Source organism: Cyanobacteria bacterium QS_8_64_29, assembly GCA_003022125.1.
Classification (GTDB): Bacteria; Cyanobacteriota; Cyanobacteriia; order Cyanobacteriales; family Rubidibacteraceae; genus QS-8-64-29.
In genome coordinates this window covers 1-16,905 of record PXQH01000068.1, presented here as the reverse complement: position 1 = coordinate 16,905, position 16,905 = coordinate 1, and the positions used below count along the sequence as shown (strand labels likewise).

Annotated in this window: 16 protein-coding genes; 12 read left to right on the top strand and 4 right to left on the bottom strand. The window is 65.1% G+C overall.

What is annotated here, in order from left to right; genetic code table 11:
- Positions 1-32 precede the first annotated feature (32 nt).
- Positions 33-1,151 (top strand): oxidoreductase, encoded by a 1,119-nt coding sequence (locus BRC58_11195; GenBank protein PSP15712.1) that lies wholly within the window; start codon positions 33-35, stop codon positions 1,149-1,151.
- A gap of 8 nt (positions 1,152-1,159) precedes the next feature.
- Here the strand turns inward: BRC58_11195 and BRC58_11190 are convergent, their stop codons facing one another.
- Entirely contained in the window at positions 1,160-4,036 is a 2,877-nt protein-coding gene (locus BRC58_11190; protein ID PSP15711.1) for a pyruvate phosphate dikinase PEP/pyruvate-binding protein, read from the bottom strand.
- A gap of 26 nt (positions 4,037-4,062) precedes the next feature.
- On the bottom strand, positions 4,063-4,893 hold the full coding sequence (locus tag BRC58_11185) for an inositol monophosphatase (protein ID PSP15710.1): 831 nt from the start codon (positions 4,891-4,893) through the stop codon (positions 4,063-4,065).
- 152 nt (positions 4,894-5,045) lie between these two features.
- Between BRC58_11185 and BRC58_11180 the strand changes: the two genes are divergently transcribed.
- The 9 genes from BRC58_11180 to BRC58_11140 all read left to right on the top strand — a co-directional run bounded on the left by BRC58_11180 (position 5,046) and on the right by BRC58_11140 (position 13,428).
- Positions 5,046-6,446, top strand: coding sequence for an MFS transporter (locus BRC58_11180; GenBank protein PSP15709.1), 1,401 nt, complete (start codon positions 5,046-5,048; stop codon positions 6,444-6,446).
- A gap of 9 nt (positions 6,447-6,455) precedes the next feature.
- The gene (locus BRC58_11175) at positions 6,456-7,439 is read left to right on the top strand and encodes a 2,5-didehydrogluconate reductase (protein ID PSP15708.1); all 984 of its coding nucleotides are present in this window, start codon (positions 6,456-6,458) and stop codon (positions 7,437-7,439) included.
- An 11-nt stretch (positions 7,440-7,450) separates the two neighbouring features.
- Entirely contained in the window at positions 7,451-8,371 is a 921-nt protein-coding gene (locus BRC58_11170) for a radical SAM protein (GenBank protein ID PSP15707.1), read from the top strand.
- Between the two features lie 38 nt (positions 8,372-8,409).
- Positions 8,410-9,060, top strand: coding sequence for a hypothetical protein (locus tag BRC58_11165; GenBank protein PSP15706.1), 651 nt, complete (start codon positions 8,410-8,412; stop codon positions 9,058-9,060).
- Between the two features lie 82 nt (positions 9,061-9,142).
- Entirely contained in the window at positions 9,143-10,465 is a 1,323-nt protein-coding gene (locus BRC58_11160) for an Hrp-dependent type III effector protein (protein ID PSP15705.1), read from the top strand.
- A gap of 77 nt (positions 10,466-10,542) precedes the next feature.
- Complete coding sequence (gene minC, locus BRC58_11155; protein ID PSP15704.1) at positions 10,543-11,289, top strand: septum site-determining protein MinC; 747 nt, start codon at positions 10,543-10,545, stop codon at positions 11,287-11,289.
- 54 nt (positions 11,290-11,343) lie between these two features.
- Positions 11,344-12,138: a septum site-determining protein MinD gene (gene minD / locus BRC58_11150; protein ID PSP15703.1), complete on the top strand. Its 795-nt coding sequence runs from the start codon at positions 11,344-11,346 to the stop codon at positions 12,136-12,138.
- A gap of 45 nt (positions 12,139-12,183) precedes the next feature.
- The gene (locus BRC58_11145) at positions 12,184-12,483 is read left to right on the top strand and encodes a cell division topological specificity factor MinE (GenBank protein PSP15702.1); all 300 of its coding nucleotides are present in this window, start codon (positions 12,184-12,186) and stop codon (positions 12,481-12,483) included.
- Positions 12,484-12,495: 12 nt separating this feature from the next.
- Positions 12,496-13,428, top strand: coding sequence for a homoserine kinase (locus tag BRC58_11140; protein PSP15701.1), 933 nt, complete (start codon positions 12,496-12,498; stop codon positions 13,426-13,428).
- A 3-nt stretch (positions 13,429-13,431) separates the two neighbouring features.
- On the opposite strand, the gene BRC58_11135 is transcribed toward BRC58_11140, so the two are convergent.
- Positions 13,432-14,901, bottom strand: a complete 1,470-nt coding sequence (locus BRC58_11135; protein PSP15700.1) for an apolipoprotein N-acyltransferase — start codon at positions 14,899-14,901, stop codon at positions 13,432-13,434.
- 182 nt (positions 14,902-15,083) lie between these two features.
- On the opposite strand from BRC58_11135, the gene BRC58_11130 reads away from it, so the two are divergent.
- A complete protein-coding gene (locus tag BRC58_11130) occupies positions 15,084-16,325 on the top strand; it encodes a DNA (cytosine-5-)-methyltransferase (protein ID PSP15699.1) in 1,242 nt (413 codons plus the stop codon).
- Here the strand turns inward: BRC58_11130 and BRC58_11125 are convergent.
- Positions 16,302-16,643, bottom strand: coding sequence for a hypothetical protein (locus tag BRC58_11125; protein ID PSP15698.1), 342 nt, complete (start codon positions 16,641-16,643; stop codon positions 16,302-16,304). The two genes, BRC58_11130 and BRC58_11125, sit on opposite strands and share 24 nt — an antisense overlap.
- Before the next feature lie 175 nt (positions 16,644-16,818).
- Here BRC58_11125 and BRC58_11120 point away from each other — a divergent pair.
- The coding region (locus tag BRC58_11120; protein PSP15733.1) for a transposase at positions 16,819-16,905 on the top strand (87 nt) is incomplete at its 3' end.

Sequence of the window (16,905 nt, the reverse complement as noted above, 5' to 3'; positions counted from 1 at the left end):
AAAGCCGCACCATCAAGCCAACAGGAACGCTCATGACAGACAAGCCCATCGGGGTGGCCGTCGTCGGGACGGGATTCGGTCAAAAAATTCACCTGCCGGGGTTCCAGCACCATCCGCGCACCCAACCCGTAGCGGTCTACAACCGCGAGCTGGAAAAGGCCAAAGCCATTGCCGACAGTAACAACCTGCCCCATGCCAGCAACGATTTGGCCGAGCTGCTCGCCCTGCCCGATGTCGAGGCAGTAAGCATCTCCACACCGCCGTTTTTGCACTACGAGATGGCCCAGCAAGTGCTGCAGGCCGGCAAGCACTTGCTGCTGGAGAAGCCGGTGACGTTAACGGCAGATGAGGCGCGTTCCCTCTACTACCTCGCGGCCGAGAAGGGCGTTGCTGCGCTGATCGACTTTGAGTTTCGCTTCGTGCCGCCGTGGCAGCTGCTGGCCGAGTACCTGGCGCGCGACTACGTTGGCACCCCGCGGCTGGTCAAAGTCGACTGGCTGACGGCTTCGCGCGCCAACCCCGAGCGTCCCTGGAACTGGTACGCGCAAAAGAAGCGGGGCGGCGGTGCCCTGGGGGCGGTGGGCTCGCACAGCTTTGATTATCTCAACTGGCTGTTTGGCGGCGTCCGGCGCCTCTCGGCCCAGTTGCGCGCCATGGTCCCCGAGCGCCCCGACCCCGAAGCCGGCGGCGAGCGCAAGCCAGTGGACTCGGACGATACCGCCCTGCTGATGTTGGAGTTGGCGGATGGGACGCCCTGCCAGCTCAGCATTAGCGCCGTGACCTACCAGGGTCGCGGTCACTGGGTGGAGGTGTACGGCGATCGCGGCACGCTGGTGCTGGGCAGCGGTAACCTCAATGATTACGTACACGGGGTCCGCTTCTACGCGGCCCCGGCCGGCCAACCGCTGGCGGAGGTTGCGGTTCCCGAGCGCTTGGACTTCACTCAGGTGTTTAGCGATGGCCGCCTGGCGCCATTCATCCGCGTGGTTGATCGCTGGGTTCAGGCCATCGATCAAGGGCAGTCCCTGACGCCGTCACTGCGGGAGGGCGTTTACTCGCAGCTGCTGATGGATCTGACCCACCAATCGAGCGAGCGCAACGAGTGGGCGTCCGTGCCCAACCTAGAAAGCTATCTGGCACAGGGGCGCTAGCACGGGGCTCACGCATCGCGCTCCAGCGTGCCCGAGCGCCCATCAATGCGCACGCGCTCGCCCTCGCGCAGCAGCTGCGTGGCGTTCTCGAGCGCGACCACAGCCGGGATGCCGCACTCGCGGGCGACAATTGCCCCGTGCGAGAGGCGCCCGCCCACCTCGGCAACCAGGCCCCCTGCCCGCGCCAGCAGCGGCACCCAACCCGCATCGGTGTAGGGCACCACCAGGATGGTGTCGCCGTCGATGTCGGCCTCGGCCGGGAGCTGGTGGCGGATGGCGACGCGCCCTTGGGCCCAGCCGGGGCTGACGCCCAGCCCCTGCAGCTGTCCCGTAGGGGCAGGCAGCTCGCCCGTTAGGGCCTCCGGCGGCGGGTCGTTGCCGTAGACAATTGCGGGGACGCGCGGGAGCTGCCGGTAGCGCTCCAGCTGCGCTCGCCGCTGCTGCGCCCGCTGCTGCAGCGGTGGCTCGAATGTTGTCTGGGGCTCGCGAATGGCATGGCGGAGCTCGCCCACTTGCAACAGGAAGGCATCCCCCGGTTGCGACAGCCAACCGGCTTGCAGGCCTGCCTGCTCTAGGGCCAAAACGTGCCAGCGCAGTTGCGCTAGCAGCTGAGCGTAGCGCTCGGCAGTGCGAGCTTTGAGATCCAGGCGCTGCTGCACCCAGCGCGCGCGCCGGGACTGCCGGCGGCGCCCCTGATCGCCAACTCGGCCGGCATCCTGCTGGCCGCGGGCCCAGCGGACGAACAGCGCTCGCACCGGTTCTGGGTTGTCCTGCCAGCGCGGGACCGAGATGTCCGTGGCGGCTTCGCTGAGGTAGCCGTAGCGGGCCAGCCAGTCCTGAAAGCGCGCCCGGACGCGCCGGCCTGCTGGGGTTTCCCCTAGGATCTCAAAGAGCGCCTCGCTGTCCTCGCGCGGCAGCACCCGGTTGGAAACCAGCACGCGCGCCTCGGCGGCAATCTCGGCCAGTGATCGCAGCGAGGCCACCTCGGGCAGCCGGCTGCTATCGAGCTCGCTGTCAGTCACTCGCAGCAGGGCTTGGCGCAGCGATAGGCTAAGCGGCGCCAGGATGCTGTAGTAGGTCGCTTCCTCAAGGGCGGTCAGGATGGTGTCGGTGCGCTCGAGTACGGTTACAGGGGCTAGCTCGGTTGGCGGCTCGCGCGCCAGCTGTGCCAGCGTGGGTTGCAACTGCTTGCGATCCGAAACGCGAAAGTCGCGGGCCAGGCGCAGCTCCCGCCCCAGCAAGCGCAACAATCCCGGTAGGTTGCGCAACGTTGTGCCCAGTGGCGGCCGGCCCATGCGCTTCCCTTGGGTCAAAAAGCCCAAGCTCTGCTCGGGCAAGCCCATGCGCCCAAAAATCTGCCCCAGTAAGGTGGCATTGAAATACGCCCGCCCGTAGTGGAGCGCCGCCGTCCGGTCAAAATCCAGCCCCTGCGCGCGCTTGCCCAGCACCAGGCGAAAGAGCTTGGCCCACACGCCGCAGGTCAAGGGCTGGTTGATCGACCACGTCAGCGGCGGGATCAGCCCTGGGATGACCTCGGCCGCAATTTTGCGCGTCCAAATGGGTTGCAGGGTGGCAATGGGGCGCGCTTGCAGCAGCCACAGTTGCTCCCCGTCGTGGGTCCACTCCAGGTCTTGGGGCACGCCGCGGTAGCGGCGCTCGAGCTCGCGCGCCAGGCGAGCGACTTCAGCCACCAAATCGGCGGGTAAATCGCCGCTGCCCTCTATCTGCGGCTCGCCCTGGGCAGGCCAGCTGACGCGGTACTGCTGCGGCGTTGCTTGCCCCGAGACAATGGGGGCGGCCTCGCCCGGCAAGCCTTCCACGAGGACAGCTTCGCCTGGCTCGACCGGATCGCGGCTAAAAGCCACTCCCGAGAAGCGGCCCCGCACCTGCCGCTGCACCAGCACGGCCATGGCGGCATCGGCTTGGCCGCGATCGCGGCGGTAGCGCGTGGCGCCGGCCGCTTCGTAGGAGGCCTGACAGCGCCGGATGGCATCTTGCAGGGCCTCGCGCGAGGCAATGTGGGAAACGCTTTGGTACTGACCGGCGGCCGAGGCGGTCTCGCTATCTTCGCCAACGGCCGAGGAGCGCGCGATCAGCGGCGCCTCCTCGGATGGGGCCAGCGACTGCACCAGCGGCAGCGGGTCGTCGCCGGGCGGCAGCACCCAGCCAGCGGGGACGGGATAGCCCCAGCGCTTGAGTTGCGATAGCGTGGCGGCCTTGCCGCCGGCGCGCTCGGCCGCCAGCGGCTCATCCAGCGAGCGGACGGCGCGATCGCCGCGGAAAAAACGAAACACGCGCGCCGAGCTCTGACTGCCCCGTCCCGACAAGTCCAGATCGTCAGGCATGCGGCGAAACAGCCACCCCAGCAGCACCGATAGGACGACCGCAGCCATGAATCGGCCCGGCTCGTCCGTATGGCGCAGGCCCAAAACCAGCGGCATGAGGATCGAAACGCCCCACTGAGCCGAGCGGCGATCGCGCAAGACGGTCAAGCTAATGCCGCCAATGAGCGCAATCAGCGCCGCTGCCACCCAGTCGTGAACGACCACCCCCCAGGTAACATTGGTGGCGCCAGCCCCTTTGCCCCCCCAATAACGGCCCAGGACCAGTGCAATTAGCGCGATGAGCTCCCAGGCAGGATCGGTGGGGAAAAAAGCGCGCGCTAGCAGCACGGCCAGCACGCCTTTGAGCGCTTCGGCCAGCACGGCCAGCACGCCCACCACCGTGCCGCCGTGGTAGAACGCCGCCGAGACCGAGATATTGCCAGTGCCCAGCTGGCTTAGGCGGCGGCCGGCCAGCAGGCGCGCGATCCCTTCAACCAGCGGCAAGCCGCCCAGCAGCGGACAGAGCACCAAAACCAGCAGCGCTCCCCAAAGCTGCGTCATGGGTTGACCGCCCTCTTACTCGTGCGCTACTGCTGAGCTGCCAGCACCCGATCAGCTATCTCAGCCACCAGCGGCCGAAAGACGGGCACCAAATCGGCGCGGCCCACGACCAAGCTGGGATAGGAGGTTTGGCCGTAGTCCTGACCCACCACCAGCGGAAAAATCGCCTCGGGGGTTAGCGGGAGGGAGGACCCGCCAGCCGCTTGCAGGATGGGCCAGACCGCTGCCAGATCCCACACCTTGGGAGTCGCTTCTTCGGCCCCTAGAGCGGCCCCGGTGGCGACCAACAAAAAGCTGTAGGTGCAAACGCCTACCATGCGCAGCTTGCACGGGAACGGTTGCGCGGCCAGGCTCGTGCTGCGAGCGCACAGGTTGAACAAGTGGTTGCTGCTGGGGGCATCCGCGCTGGTGCGAATGGGATGGTCGTTGCAGAAGGCACCGGTTGGCCCCGACAGGCCCGAATCGCCGTACCAAAAGCCATGGAAGGTTTGCCCCAACCCGGGAAAGTGCACCAAGCCAAACACGGGTACGCCGCGATAGAGCAGTCCCATCGAGATGCCCCAGATCGGGATGCCGCGCGTGAAATTGGTCGTGCCATCCACCGGATCGATCGCCCAGCACCAATCCCGATTGGGGAAGGTGTGCTGCGCTTCCTCGCTCAGGATGCCGTGATCGGGAAAGCGCTGCGCGATCGCAGCTTGCAGTTGCTCGTCCGCCCACCGATCCGCCTGGGTCACCAGCGAGCCATCCGTTTTTTGCGCGGCCTGCACCGTACCGAAATCGGCCAGCAACTGCCGGCCGACCCGGTCGGTGGTGGTGCGCGCGAACGCGAGCACGCCGTTCCAGAATGCATCCATGGGGGTAGTCTTTTGAATTGCCAGCGGCCTCAAGCGGTCCAAACCTAGCACGGTGGTGAGGGGTCCCAGCTCAGACGCCGGCGCGCGGCACGGATGCTGGGCTTGGGTTAGCTTGGACGGGCGGGGCCGACAGTGAGGCAAGGACACCGGGCATGGCGCAGGAATCGGCATCCAACGCAACGTCGCCGCCCAACATCAATCCCGTGACTATGGTGCGCCTGGGATTGGTGCAGATGGGATTGGGCATCATGTCCATCCTCACCTTGAGCGTGCTCAACCGCGTTGCCATCGACGAGTTGGCCATCCCTGCGACCATCGTGGGCGGTTCGCTGGCGATGTACCAGTTCGTGGCCCCAGCCCGGGTGTGGTTCGGGCAGCTCTCGGATGCCTATGCCATTGGCCCCTACAACCGCACGGGCTACATTTGGGGCGGCGCGCTGGCTTTCGCCGTTTTGGCCTTTGTGGGCCTGCAAGTGGTCTTGCAGCTCAATGCCAGCGTTGAGAGTGCCGGGTGGACGTTTCCCACCTATGCTTGGATTGCGCTGTTTGCGCTCACCTTTGCCCTCTACGGGCTGGGCATTAGCGCGACGGCGACGCCGTTTTTTGCCCTGCTGGTCGATGTCACTGAAGAGAGCGAGCGCTCCAAGGTTATTGGCATTGTCTGGTCGCTGCTGCTAGTTGGCATTGGGGTGGGCGCCGGCTTTAGCAGCAGCCTGCTGGAGGGCATGAACGATACCAACCTCCAGCCCTATCTCAACCGACTCTTTACCATCGTCCCGGCTGCGGTCGTTGCCATGACGTTTGTGGGGACGTTGGGCATCGAGCGCAAGTACTCGCGCTACTGGCAGCGCTCTCGCCTGGCCCAGCGCGGCAACAAGGTTACCTTGCGGGATGCCATCCGCATCCTGCGCGCCAACCGCCAGACGGGGTTTTTCTTTATCTATCTGCTGGTTTTGATTGTGGGGCTGTTCCTGCAGCAGCCCGTGCTAGAGCCCTATGCTGGCGAAGTCTTTGGCATGAGCGTCTCGCAGAGCACGCGGCTCAACATCTTTTATGCTGTCGGCAGCATTATTAGCCTGACGCTAACCGGTTTTGCGATCGTGCCGCGGCTGGGCAAGCAACGAACGGCGCGACTGGGGTGCCTGCTGCTGACTGGGTGCTTTGCCTTGTTAATCGCTTCTGGTTTTGCCGGCGCGCCGGCAGTGCTTAAAGGCGCGGTCTTTATATTCGGGTTGGGGTTGGGGGTAGCGACCAGCGGCTCGCTGGGGCTGATGCTGGATCTGACTACTGCCGAGACCGCTGGCATTTTTACCGGCATGTGGGGCCTGGCGCAGGCCCTGGGTCAGGCGTCGGCAACGTTTTTGGGCGGGACCCTGTTGGATGTTGGGCGCTTGCTGTTTGGCGGCGAACAACTGGCTTACAGCTTCGTCTTTGGGATTCAAATCTTTGGGATGCTGGTGGCGGTTGTTTTGCTAGCGCGCGTGGATGTTGACGAGTTCCGCGCCAGTGCGTCTCGGGCCGTCGAGCGCGTTATGGCTAGCGATATCGGGTAGCTGCTACGCATGAGTGCCAACCCCTCCCCAACGCAAGCCACCACCGTTGCACTAGGGTCGGCAGGCCCCCAAGTCACGGCCTTAGGGATTGGGACCTGGTCGTGGGGCGACAAGCTCTACTGGAACTACGGCAATCGCTACGGCGCCGAGCAGGTCCAGGGGGCATTCGAGGCCGCTGTTGAAGCTGGCATCACGTTTTTCGATACGGCCGAGGTCTACGGCCCAGTCACCTCAGAGTCGCTGCTGGGCGAGTTCGCACGGCAACGCAACGCTGACATTGCCATTGCGACCAAATACGCGCCCTACCCCTGGCGCGTGAGCCGCCAAGCCGTCTACGACGCCGTCACCAACAGCCTCGAGCGCCTGCAGCGCGATCGCATTGCGCTCTACCAGGTGCACTGGCCCTTTAGCTTCTTCATGCGCCAGGAAACGCTGTTGAATGCCCTGGCCGATGAGGTCCAGCGCGGGCGGATTGCGGCTGTGGGCGTGAGCAATTATTCGGCCGAGCGCATGGCGCGCGCCCACCAGATCTTGGCTCAGCGCGGCGTTCCGCTGGCGGTCAATCAGGTGTCTTACTCGCTGCTGCGGCGCCAAATCGAGCGCAACGGCATCCGCGATCACGCCCGGAAGCTGGGCATCACGCTGCTGGCGTACAGCCCCCTGGCCCAGGGACTGCTTGCGGGCAAATACGACCCGGCGGATCCGCAACCGCTGCGGGATGCGCGCCGCTTCGACCGGCGCTTTCGCCGGGAGGGCCTGCAGGCGATCGCGCCCGCACTGTCTCAGCTGCGCGAGCTGGGGCAGCAGTACGGCAAAACGCCGGCCCAGGTAGCGCTGAACTGGCTCATGGCCCAAGGCGGCGTGGTCCCCATTCCCGGAGCCAAAAATGCCGAGCAGGCCCGCCAGAACGCGGGCGCGCTGGGCTGGCAGCTGGCCGATGCGGACTGGCAGCAGCTCGAGGAAGCGACGCGCGCTTGGCAGCAGCCGCGCTAGGGAGGCCGCCCGTGCCGCAACCACAATACGAGGGCTATACGCGCGGTAACCCCACCGTGCCGTTGCAAGAACGCTTTGGGGGCACCAAAACCTACGCCCAGGAGGCGCGCTCGATCCTGACTCCGGCTAGCGGCTTCATTGCGGCATTTGACTTTACGCTCAATCCCTACCGAGGCTGTCAGTACGGCTGCAGCTACTGCTATGCCGCCGCCTTTAGCCCCAATCCGGTCATGCGCCAAGATTGGGGCAATTGGGTCGCCATCAAGCGCAACACAGCTGCGCTGCTCGAGCGGGCGCTGGCGCGCTGGTCCCGCAAGCATCCCGAGCGGGCGCCCCACATTTACATGAGCAGCGCCACGGATCCCTATCAGCCCATCGAGGCGCAGCGGCAGCTCACCCGGCAGTTGCTCGCGGTCATGGTGCGCTACCAACCCACGCTGGTGGTGCAAACGCGCAGCCCGCTACTAGTGCGCGATCACGATCTGCTCGCCCAGTTGCAGCGCCTGCAGATTGACTTTAGCGTGCCCACCGGCAGCGAGCGCGTGCGGCGCGATTTCGAGCCGCGATCGCCGAGCGTTAAGGCCCGTCTGCAAGCGGTGGCCCGGCTCAAGCGCGAGCTACCCGGCAGCGCGCGCTTTGTCATTACCATGACGCCGCTGCTGCCTACCTTCCCCCAAGACGAAGCCGCGCTACTCGAGCGTTTGGCCGTTGCCGATCGCGTCGTCCTGCAACCCTTTCACGCCAGCGACGGACGCACGCTGGCGGCCTCAACGCGCAGCGAGGGTGTCGCGCTCAAGCAATATTACCGCTGGTGGTATGCCAACGAGCAATCCCGCTACCGCGCGTTTCGCGAGCGATTGCGCGCCCGCCTCAAGGGCGTCACGCTGGCCGAAGGCAAGGCCGGATTTGGCTACATTGGGGCTAGGACGTAGCTGCTAGGATGCGGTCACCGCAGTGATGGCAGGCAGTTGTGAGCGGTCCTTCCGACGAGCAGTCTCCTAACGAGCGCGAGCTGACTGACAGGGACTACCGCGTTGACATTTGGGACTACTTCGAGCGCGGCTGGACGCTTTTTACGCAAAATGCCGGTTTGTTATTTGGCTTTTTGCTCGTCCTGTTTGCAGTTCAGTTCGGCTTGGGGTCGCTGGGCAACCGGCTCGGTACGATACTGGGGGTTATTGTGGGCGGCCCCCTAAACGCTGGCTGGTTTTACTTCCTATTTGCTCGCTTGCAAGGGCAGTCTCCCGGGTTTCAAGCGTTTTTTGACGGCTTTCGGTGGCGGCGGCTCCCATCGCTGATTAACGTCAGCGTCTTTCCTAGCGTGCTGACCGCCATTGGATTCGTGCTGCTAGTGCTACCGGGCATTTATTTTTCTGTTGCCTACCTGTTCGCCATGCCGCTGGTGGTCGAGCGCGGGCTCAAATTCTGGCCGGCCATGGAAACGAGCCGCCGCATTATCAGCCGCAATTGGTTTGGATTATTCGGGTTCACGCTGGCCATTGCAGCCGTCAATTTCATTGGTGCTTTGCTGCTGGGGGTAGGGCTGCTAGCGACCGTTCCTTGGTCGGTTTGCACCCTCGCGGTTGCCTACGAGCGCATTGTCGGCCTCAAGGCGACCTAGGCCGAGGCGCTACGTTTTCCCAGGCGCCTGCAAGATGGGACAATAACGGCCCTGAGTTCCGACGCCTGTGGGGGCAAGCGCCATGCCGGCACAACCGCAGATCGTGGTTTTGGACGACGATCCCACCGGTTCCCAGACCGTTCACAGCTGCCTGTTGCTCATGCGCTGGGACGTTGAGACCCTGCGCATTGGATTGGCCGATAACGCGCCTATCTTTTTTGTCCTGACCAATACGCGAGCGCTCTCTGCCGAGCAAGCGGAGGCGCGAACGCGGGAGGTGTGCCAAAACCTGAAACAGGCGCTGGCAACTGAGGGGGTTGACGATTTTTTGGTCGTCAGCCGCTCCGACTCCACCCTGCGCGGGCACTACCCGCTCGAGACCGACATCATTGCTGAGGAACTGGGCCCCTTCGACGCGCACTTTATGATCCCGGCCTTTTTCGAGGGCGGCCGCTTCACGCGCGATAGCGTGCACTATCTCATGGCCGATGGCGTCGAGACCCCCGTCCACGAAACTGAATTCGCGCGCGATACGGTCTTTGGCTTCAGCCACAGCTACTTGCCCGCCTACGTGGAAGAAAAAACGCGAGGGCAAATCCCGGCGGATCGGGTAGAGCGGCTAACGCTGTCGGATGTGCGAGTGGGGGTGCGTGATCGCCTGACGCAGCTGGCGGGCAATCGCTGCGTGGCCGTCGATGCCGAGCGCCAATCCGATCTCGATCACTTGGCCAGCGACATCCTGGCTGCGGCTGGCGAGGGCAAGCGCTTTTTGTTCCGCAGCGCCGCGAGCTTGCTAACCTCGCTGGCGCAGTTGGGGCCGCAACCCATCGCCGCTGAGAACATGGCCGCTTACGCCGCCACGGCCCAGCCCGGCGTGGTGCTGGTGGGCTCGCACGTGCAAAAGACAACCCAGCAGCTGGAGCAGCTTTTGGCCGAGCCGGATGTGGCAAGCGTCGAAGTTGATGTCAAGCGCTTGCGGGACGAATCGGATGCCCACGAGGCCTTGCGCGAGGGAACGCTGCAACAAGTCAGCGATGCACACGAAGGCGGGCGAACGCCGGTGATCTACACTAGCCGGGAAGAGGTAACCTTTGCCAGCAACCAAAAGCGGCTAGAGTTCGGGACTGCCGTGTCCTCGCTGCTGATGGATATCGTCCGCGGGCTACCGGCCGAGATTGGCTTTTTAATTAGCAAAGGCGGCATCACCTCCAACGATGTCCTCAGTACGGGCCTCAACTTGCAGTCTGCCCGGCTGTTGGGGCAAATCCTACCCGGCTGTTCGGTGGTGCGCGCCCCCGAAACCCACCCGCAATTCCCCAATTTGCCCGTCGTTTTGTTTCCGGGCAACGTTGGCGATCGCGACGGGTTGGTCACAGCTTACCGCCGCCTGAGCGGCAAAAGTTGAGCCCTACCCTCTCTTGCCGGCCCCAGCTAAGGTAATATTCGGGCAGCCTGGCTGCCGGCACGGCGCTGCGAGCAAGCATGAGTGCTGACTGGGATCCGCAAGCAATAACGGCCGCTGCGCCGCAAGTCGCGCTAGCGCGGGAAGGCAACGGCGTTCGGCTGAGCTTGCCCCAAGCGGCCAGCACCCAAGATTGGCCCCAGCTCTGGCAGCAACTGACGCACCGGCTCAATGGCAGCGAGTGCTTTTGGTCGCCCCAGGCTCAAGCAGTGCTGAGCGCGCGCGACCGGCTGCTCGATGCCCGGCAGTTGCAGGCGATCGCCGAGGCCCTAGCTGCCGTCGACCTTCAGCTGGAGCGCGTTGCCACTAGCCGGCGCCAAACCGCAGTCGCGGCCGCAGCGGAGGGCTATTCGGTGGAACAGCAGGCCCCATCGGCCGTATCGGATTCCGAGCAGGTTGCTACCCCGCAGGCCGAGCCGCTCTACCTGCAAACTACCGTTCGCTCGGGGGTAGAAGTCCGCCACCAGGGCACGGTCGTCATTTTGGGGGATCTCAACCCCAGCGGGAGCGTGACCGCCAGCGGTGATATTGTCATCTGGGGCCGGTTGCGCGGCATTGCCCACGCCGGAGTCGATGGCAATCGCAACAGCCGGATTTTGGCGTTGCAAATGGCGCCCACCCAGCTCCGCATTGCCGATGTCGTCGCCCGCGCTCCCGAGACCGAACCTACCCATCCCAGCGCGGAGGTGGCCTACGTCGCAGCCGATGGCATTCGGCTGGTGCCGGCGCTGGCCTTTAACAAGGGCAACAGCGACGGCGCGGGCTGACCCTGATACCGGCCTACCCTGCTGCCCCTGCAACTGCCGAGCGCACCCCCAACCATGACTCGCACCATCGTCATCACTTCCGGCAAAGGCGGCGTCGGCAAAACCACAATTTCGGCCAACTTGGGGGCCGCACTCGCGTATCGGGGGCGCAGCGTCGCCCTCATTGACGCCGACTTTGGCCTGCGCAACATGGATTTGTTGCTGGGGCTAGAGAATCGGGTGGTGTACACGGCGCTGGATGTGCTCGCCGGCGAGTGCCGCTTGGAACAGGCGCTGGTCAAGGACAAACGTTATGAGGGGTTGGCCCTGCTGCCAGCCGCCCAAAACCGCAACAAAGAAGCCATCTCCAGCGAGCAGATCGGGCAGCTGGTGGGCGATTTGGCCCAGAGCTACGACTACATCCTCATCGACAGCCCCGCCGGCATCGAGATGGGCTTTAAAAACGCGATCGCGGCCGCCCAGGAGGCCATTGTCATCGCCACGCCAGAGGTCGCCTCGGTGCGCGACGCCGACCGGGTGATCGGCTTGCTGGAGTCCAACGAAGTTCAGCAGACGCAGCTGATTGTCAACCGCGTCAAGCCCCAGATGGTCAAAGCTGACGAGATGATGGGGGTCAACGACATCCTGGACATTCTGGCCATCCCGCTACTGGGCATTGTGCCCGATGACGAGCGCCTCATTGTCTCCAGCAACCGCGGCGAGCCGCTCATCGGCGGCTCCGATCCCTCCCTGCCGGCCATGGCCATGATCAACATTGCCCGGCGCCTCGAAGGCGAGCAGGTCCGCGTCCTCGATTTGATGGCCTCGCAAAACAACCTAATCGAGCGCATTAAAAACTGGTTCCGGTAGGATTGAGCCAGCGCCGGCTAGCCTGGCAAGCGCACGGAGTGGGGTATGGTCCTGGAACGCCTGGAGCAGCTATTCAAGCGCAATCGCCCCAGTAGCGGCGAAGCCAAAGAGCGCCTCAAGCTCGTCATCGCCCAAGATCGGGCGGGGTTGAGCTCGGAGTCGCTGGAGGTCATGCGCCAGGAAATCGTGGCCGTGCTGGCCCGCTACGTCGAGATCGATCCCGACGAAACCGAATTTTCGCTCGATACCGACGACGGCATGACCGCCTTGATCGGCAACTTCCCCATCCGCCGCGTCAAGCGCCAGGCCAGCAACACCGGGGGCGCTACCACCAACCCGGAGTGAGGGGCTGCTGCCATGGCTGCCGCCGTTATGGTCACCGTTCCGGCCACCACAGCCAATCTGGGACCGGGCTTCGACTGTTTGGGCGCGGCGCTAGCGCGTTACAACCGCTTCCAATTCGAGCCGCGCGCAGCAGGAGCACCGGCTGTCGATGTATCGGCCACCGGTGCCGGGGCGCATCGCGTCAGCACCGATAGCAGCAACTTAGCCTACCGCGCCTTTTGCGCCCTCTACCAGCACCTGGACCGAACGCCGCCTTGCATTCGGATCGCGATCACGCTGGATGTGCCGCTATCGCGCGGGTTGGGGAGCTCGGCAACCGCCATTGTGGCCGGGTTGGTCGGCGGCAACCAGCTGGCCGGCCATCCGCTGGATGCGGCAGCCCTCGCCGAACTGGCCATTGCCCTAGAGGGCCATCCCGATAATGTCGTTCCGGCGCTACTGGGTGGGTGCCAGCTGGCAGCCCCCCAGCCCGATGGCAGCTGGCAGTGGTGCCGGCTGCCCTGGCACTCGGCCATTGTCCCGGTGGTGGCCGTTCCCAATTTCGAGCTGGCCACCCAGCAGGCGCGTGCCGTGTTGCCCGAGCGGGTCGAGCGCGCAGCCGCAATCGCCAATCTGGGCGCGCTGGGCCTGCTGTTGCGCGGCTTGGCCTTGGGCTACGGCCCGTGGGTGCAGGCCGGCATGGTTGACGCGCTGCACCAACCCTACCGGCAGGATCTGATTCGCGGCTATGCCCCTGTCCGGGCGGCCGCGCTGGCGGCCGGCGCGCATGGGATAGCGATTAGCGGTGCGGGGCCGGCGCTGGTGGCCTTAAGCAATGCGGGCATGGCCGAAGCAGTGGCTGCGGCTATCGCCCAAGCTTGGCAGCGCGAGGGGGTCACGGCCGAGGCCCAAGCGCTGGCGCTGGATGAGGGCGGCGCCTGGAACCGCGCGCACGCCGCGGCGTAAGCCCTAGCGGCACCATTCGGCCCAGCCCCAGCTCGCGGCCGCCGCCCCAACTAGCCCCCAGGTCAGCCAATTGCCCCAGCGCACGTAGGGCGTTTGGGTCTGGCGGGGAGTAATTGTGCCCAAGTGAGTGGCGTAGGTCTCAAAGCCCGAGATCCACTGGGTGCGGCCGCGCGGATCCACGATCGCCGAGTACCCGGTATTAGTCGCTCGCACGGCCCAGCGATCCGTTTCGATGGCGCGCATGACATCTTGGTTGTGATGTTGGGCGGGCATGGCGCGGCTGTAGTGGGCGTCATTGGAGGCGCTGAGGATGAACCGTCCGCCGCGCGCCGCTTGCTGGCGGAAGTGATGCGCGAATGCCGATTCGTAGCAGATGCCGGCAATGGCTGGCCCCCAAGCGGTCTCAAAGGTTTGACCCAGCTCGCCAGCGGCCAAGCGGGACTCCAGCGGCGAGAGCCGATCGACCGCACCGCCCAGAATCCCTTCGAGGGGAACGTACTCGCCCAGCGGGACGAGATGGGCTTTATCGTAGCGATCGCGGGTTTGGCCCTCGCCGGTGAGGGCAAACAGGCTGTTGGTTTGCCCTTCGGCGCCGAATGCTCCCAGCCAGGCAGGCACCTCGGCTGCCACCACAGCCCGATAAAACTGCTCGCGGCGGCGGGCGTATTGCGGCCATGCCAACGGCAGGGCCGTCTCGGGGGTAAGAACGGCATCAGCGCCAGCTGCCGTTAGTTGCCGGTAGCCGCGGGTGTAGCGCGCGATCGCTTGGCGCCGACCGCGGCCCTTGAGCTTGATCTCGTTGGGCACGTTGCCCTGAACGATGCCCACTTGCAACGGCTCGGCTTGCGCGGATGCCAGCGGGCGCGCCAGCATCCCCCATCCCAAGCCGTGCCCCCCCAACAGCACGGCCAGGGCAGCCCCTGCCAGCGGGATCGGGCCGGGCGAGCGCGGCCCCCAGCGAGCCAGGATGGCCTCGGCTAGCAAGCCGTTGGTGGCAACCAACACCGCCGTGACGGCTGTTGGCCCGGCGAGCTGGGCCAGTTGCAGTACGGCCAAATTGTGGGGGCTTTGCGTCAGCCCCAGATAGCTCCAGTGCAGCGGTGTGGCGCTCCGCAGCAGCTCCAAGGCGCACCAGCCTGCCGTCCCAGCCAGGACAAAGGTAGGCGCATGTCCGGCGCCCAGGCGCCGGCTCAGCCAGGCCATGCCGGCTGCCCAGGCCGCGACGTAGGCAGTGCCCCAGAGCGTGACCGCAATCCAGCAAAATGCTGCGATCGCCACGCTGGCCAGCCAGGGAACCCCCATCCAGGTCATGGGATGGAGGCCGGTCAACCAAAATAGCGAGATGCCGTAATAGGCCAGTCCCCACGCGATCGCGGCGAGCAGGTAGCGCGGTTGGGCTTGCCGTACCCCCATCCAGAGCGGGACGAGCGCCACCCAGGCCAACCCAAAGGCCTCGCCAGCGGCCAGGCCCATTAGACCGCCACCGAGCAATGCTGTACCGATGGGCAGCAAACGCGGGCGATTGACTGCGGCGCGTCGGAGCGACCGTAGGGGGTTGAGGCGAGGGCTTGCAGTCACCTGGGCGCGAGGCGGGCGGCGCGTTCGATGCTAGCGCGGCTCGCGCTAGGATCCAGAGCGGCTTGGCTGCAGGTGCCATGAGCGAGCAGCGCAATCGGCCTTTGGGCATCGACTTGTTTGCCGGGGCTGGGGGAATGAGCCTGGGCTTTGAGCAGGCCGGGTTCGATGTGGTGGCTGCCATCGATTCCGACCCCATCCACTGCGCCACGCACGCGTTTAACTTTCCCGACTGCCCAACCATCTGCAGCGACGTTGCCCGCTTGAGCGGCGCCGCCATCCGTGCCCGCACCGGAATCGGCGATCGCGAGATCGAGGCTGTTTTTGGCGGAGCGCCCTGCCAAGGCTTTTCGCCCATGGGCAAGCGTGCCCTCGACGACCCGCGCAACGCGCTCGTTCGCCACTTCGTTCGCTTGGTGGTCGAGCTGCAACCGGCCTACTTTGCCTTTGAAAACGTGCCCGGCTTGGCGCGCGGCAAGCACCAGCAGTTTTTGGACGAGCTGCTGGTCGAGTTTGCCGCCCATGGCTACACGCCAACGGCCGGGATCTTCAACGCCTGCAACTATGGCCTTCCCCAAGACCGCAAGCGCCTGTTCTTGCTGGGCGCGCGCCGCGACCGGGTGTGTCCGGCCCTCCCTGCAGCAGCTGGGGCACCTCCAACCGTACAGGATGCGATTGGGGATTTACCCGAGGTCGAGCGCTTTCCCGAGCTCCTCGAGCGCGACTGGGTTGAGGCCCAGCTCGGGCCGCCCTCTGCCTATGCGCGCGCGCTTCGAGGGCAGGGCCAAGCCTGCGGCTATCGGCGCAACTACACCCCCAACTTGCTAACCGCAAGCCGCCGCACGGCGCACGCGCAGCGATCGCGGAAACGCTTTGCAGCTACCCCATTTGGGCAAATCGAGCGCATCAGCCGCTTTCTCAAGCTCGACCCCAACGCCGTTTGCAACACGCTGCGCGCTGGGACCGCAAGCAACCGCGGGGCCCATACCTCACCCCGCCCCATCCACCCCTATACGCCGCGCTGCATTACCAACCGCGAGGCGGCACGGTTGCATGGGTTCCCCGATTGGTTCCGAGTGCATGCCACCAAGTGGCATGGCTTTCGCCAGATTGGCAACGCCGTTCCTCCACCGCTGGCCCAAGTGGTGGGGGGCGAGCTATTGCACGCCAGCGGGCAATCCTCTCAAATGCCTGCTAGCACGCTAGCGCTGGGCGATTCGCAGCTGCTCAAGCTGACGGCCACGCAGGCCGCCCGGCACTACGGCCTTCCGCCAGCCGATCGGCCACAGCGCACTCGCTCAGTCAGTGCGCTCGGGCGCTAAAAACAGCCGGTACCCAACGTAGAGCGCCCCGGCAACCAGCGCCAGCGTCAGCAGCGAGCTCACCAGCTGCAAAACGGTTTTGAGCAGCGAAAAGCCGATGATGGCGCCGCCGGCAATAACGGCGATTTTGCCCAGTTGGGGAAGTTGCTCGAACCAGTCCCGAGCGCGCAGAACCATCCCCGAGCGGGCATTGCTTGCCGCTCGCTGCAGCGGCTCGGCTTCTCGGACCTTATGGGTTGCGCTCGAAACGGTCTGGTTGACTTCGCGCTCGAGCTCTTGGAGTCGCCGATCCAAATCGCGCTTTTGCTGGGATGCCATGGCTCCAAACCCAACGGGGAACTACCCCAATCGTAACGAAACGGCACTACCGCTTCGGGAGAGCGCGAAAGGGCTATAGAGCCCTTCCCTCAAGGGAAGGGATACATGGACCCTCTCGCACCCCCGAATTTCTACAAAGTTGAGCTAATTATGTAGATAGTGTTAGAGTGGGGGTGTGCTGACGCTGACGTACCAGTACAAGCTCGTTCCAACGGCCGCGCAAGTAGCAGCCATCGAGCGGATGCTCGACGTTTGCCGCTCG

Coding starts and splice junctions, on each gene's coding strand:
- BRC58_11140 (PSP15701.1), top strand. CDS start 12,496: ATGGCTGCCGCCGTTATGGTCACCGTTCCGGCCACCACAGCCAATCTG.
- BRC58_11185 (PSP15710.1), bottom strand. CDS start 4,893: ATGGATGCATTCTGGAACGGCGTGCTCGCGTTCGCGCGCACCACCACC.
- BRC58_11130 (PSP15699.1), top strand. CDS start 15,084: ATGAGCGAGCAGCGCAATCGGCCTTTGGGCATCGACTTGTTTGCCGGG.
- BRC58_11135 (PSP15700.1), bottom strand. CDS start 14,901: ATGGGCCTGGCCGCTGGCGAGGCCTTTGGGTTGGCCTGGGTGGCGCTC.
- BRC58_11125 (PSP15698.1), bottom strand. CDS start 16,643: ATGGCATCCCAGCAAAAGCGCGATTTGGATCGGCGACTCCAAGAGCTC.
- BRC58_11180 (PSP15709.1), top strand. CDS start 5,046: ATGGCGCAGGAATCGGCATCCAACGCAACGTCGCCGCCCAACATCAAT.
- BRC58_11195 (PSP15712.1), top strand. CDS start 33: ATGACAGACAAGCCCATCGGGGTGGCCGTCGTCGGGACGGGATTCGGT.
- BRC58_11190 (PSP15711.1), bottom strand. CDS start 4,036: ATGACGCAGCTTTGGGGAGCGCTGCTGGTTTTGGTGCTCTGTCCGCTG.
- minC (PSP15704.1), top strand. CDS start 10,543: ATGAGTGCTGACTGGGATCCGCAAGCAATAACGGCCGCTGCGCCGCAA.
- BRC58_11145 (PSP15702.1), top strand. CDS start 12,184: ATGGTCCTGGAACGCCTGGAGCAGCTATTCAAGCGCAATCGCCCCAGT.
- BRC58_11175 (PSP15708.1), top strand. CDS start 6,456: ATGAGTGCCAACCCCTCCCCAACGCAAGCCACCACCGTTGCACTAGGG.
- BRC58_11160 (PSP15705.1), top strand. CDS start 9,143: ATGCCGGCACAACCGCAGATCGTGGTTTTGGACGACGATCCCACCGGT.
- minD (PSP15703.1), top strand. CDS start 11,344: ATGACTCGCACCATCGTCATCACTTCCGGCAAAGGCGGCGTCGGCAAA.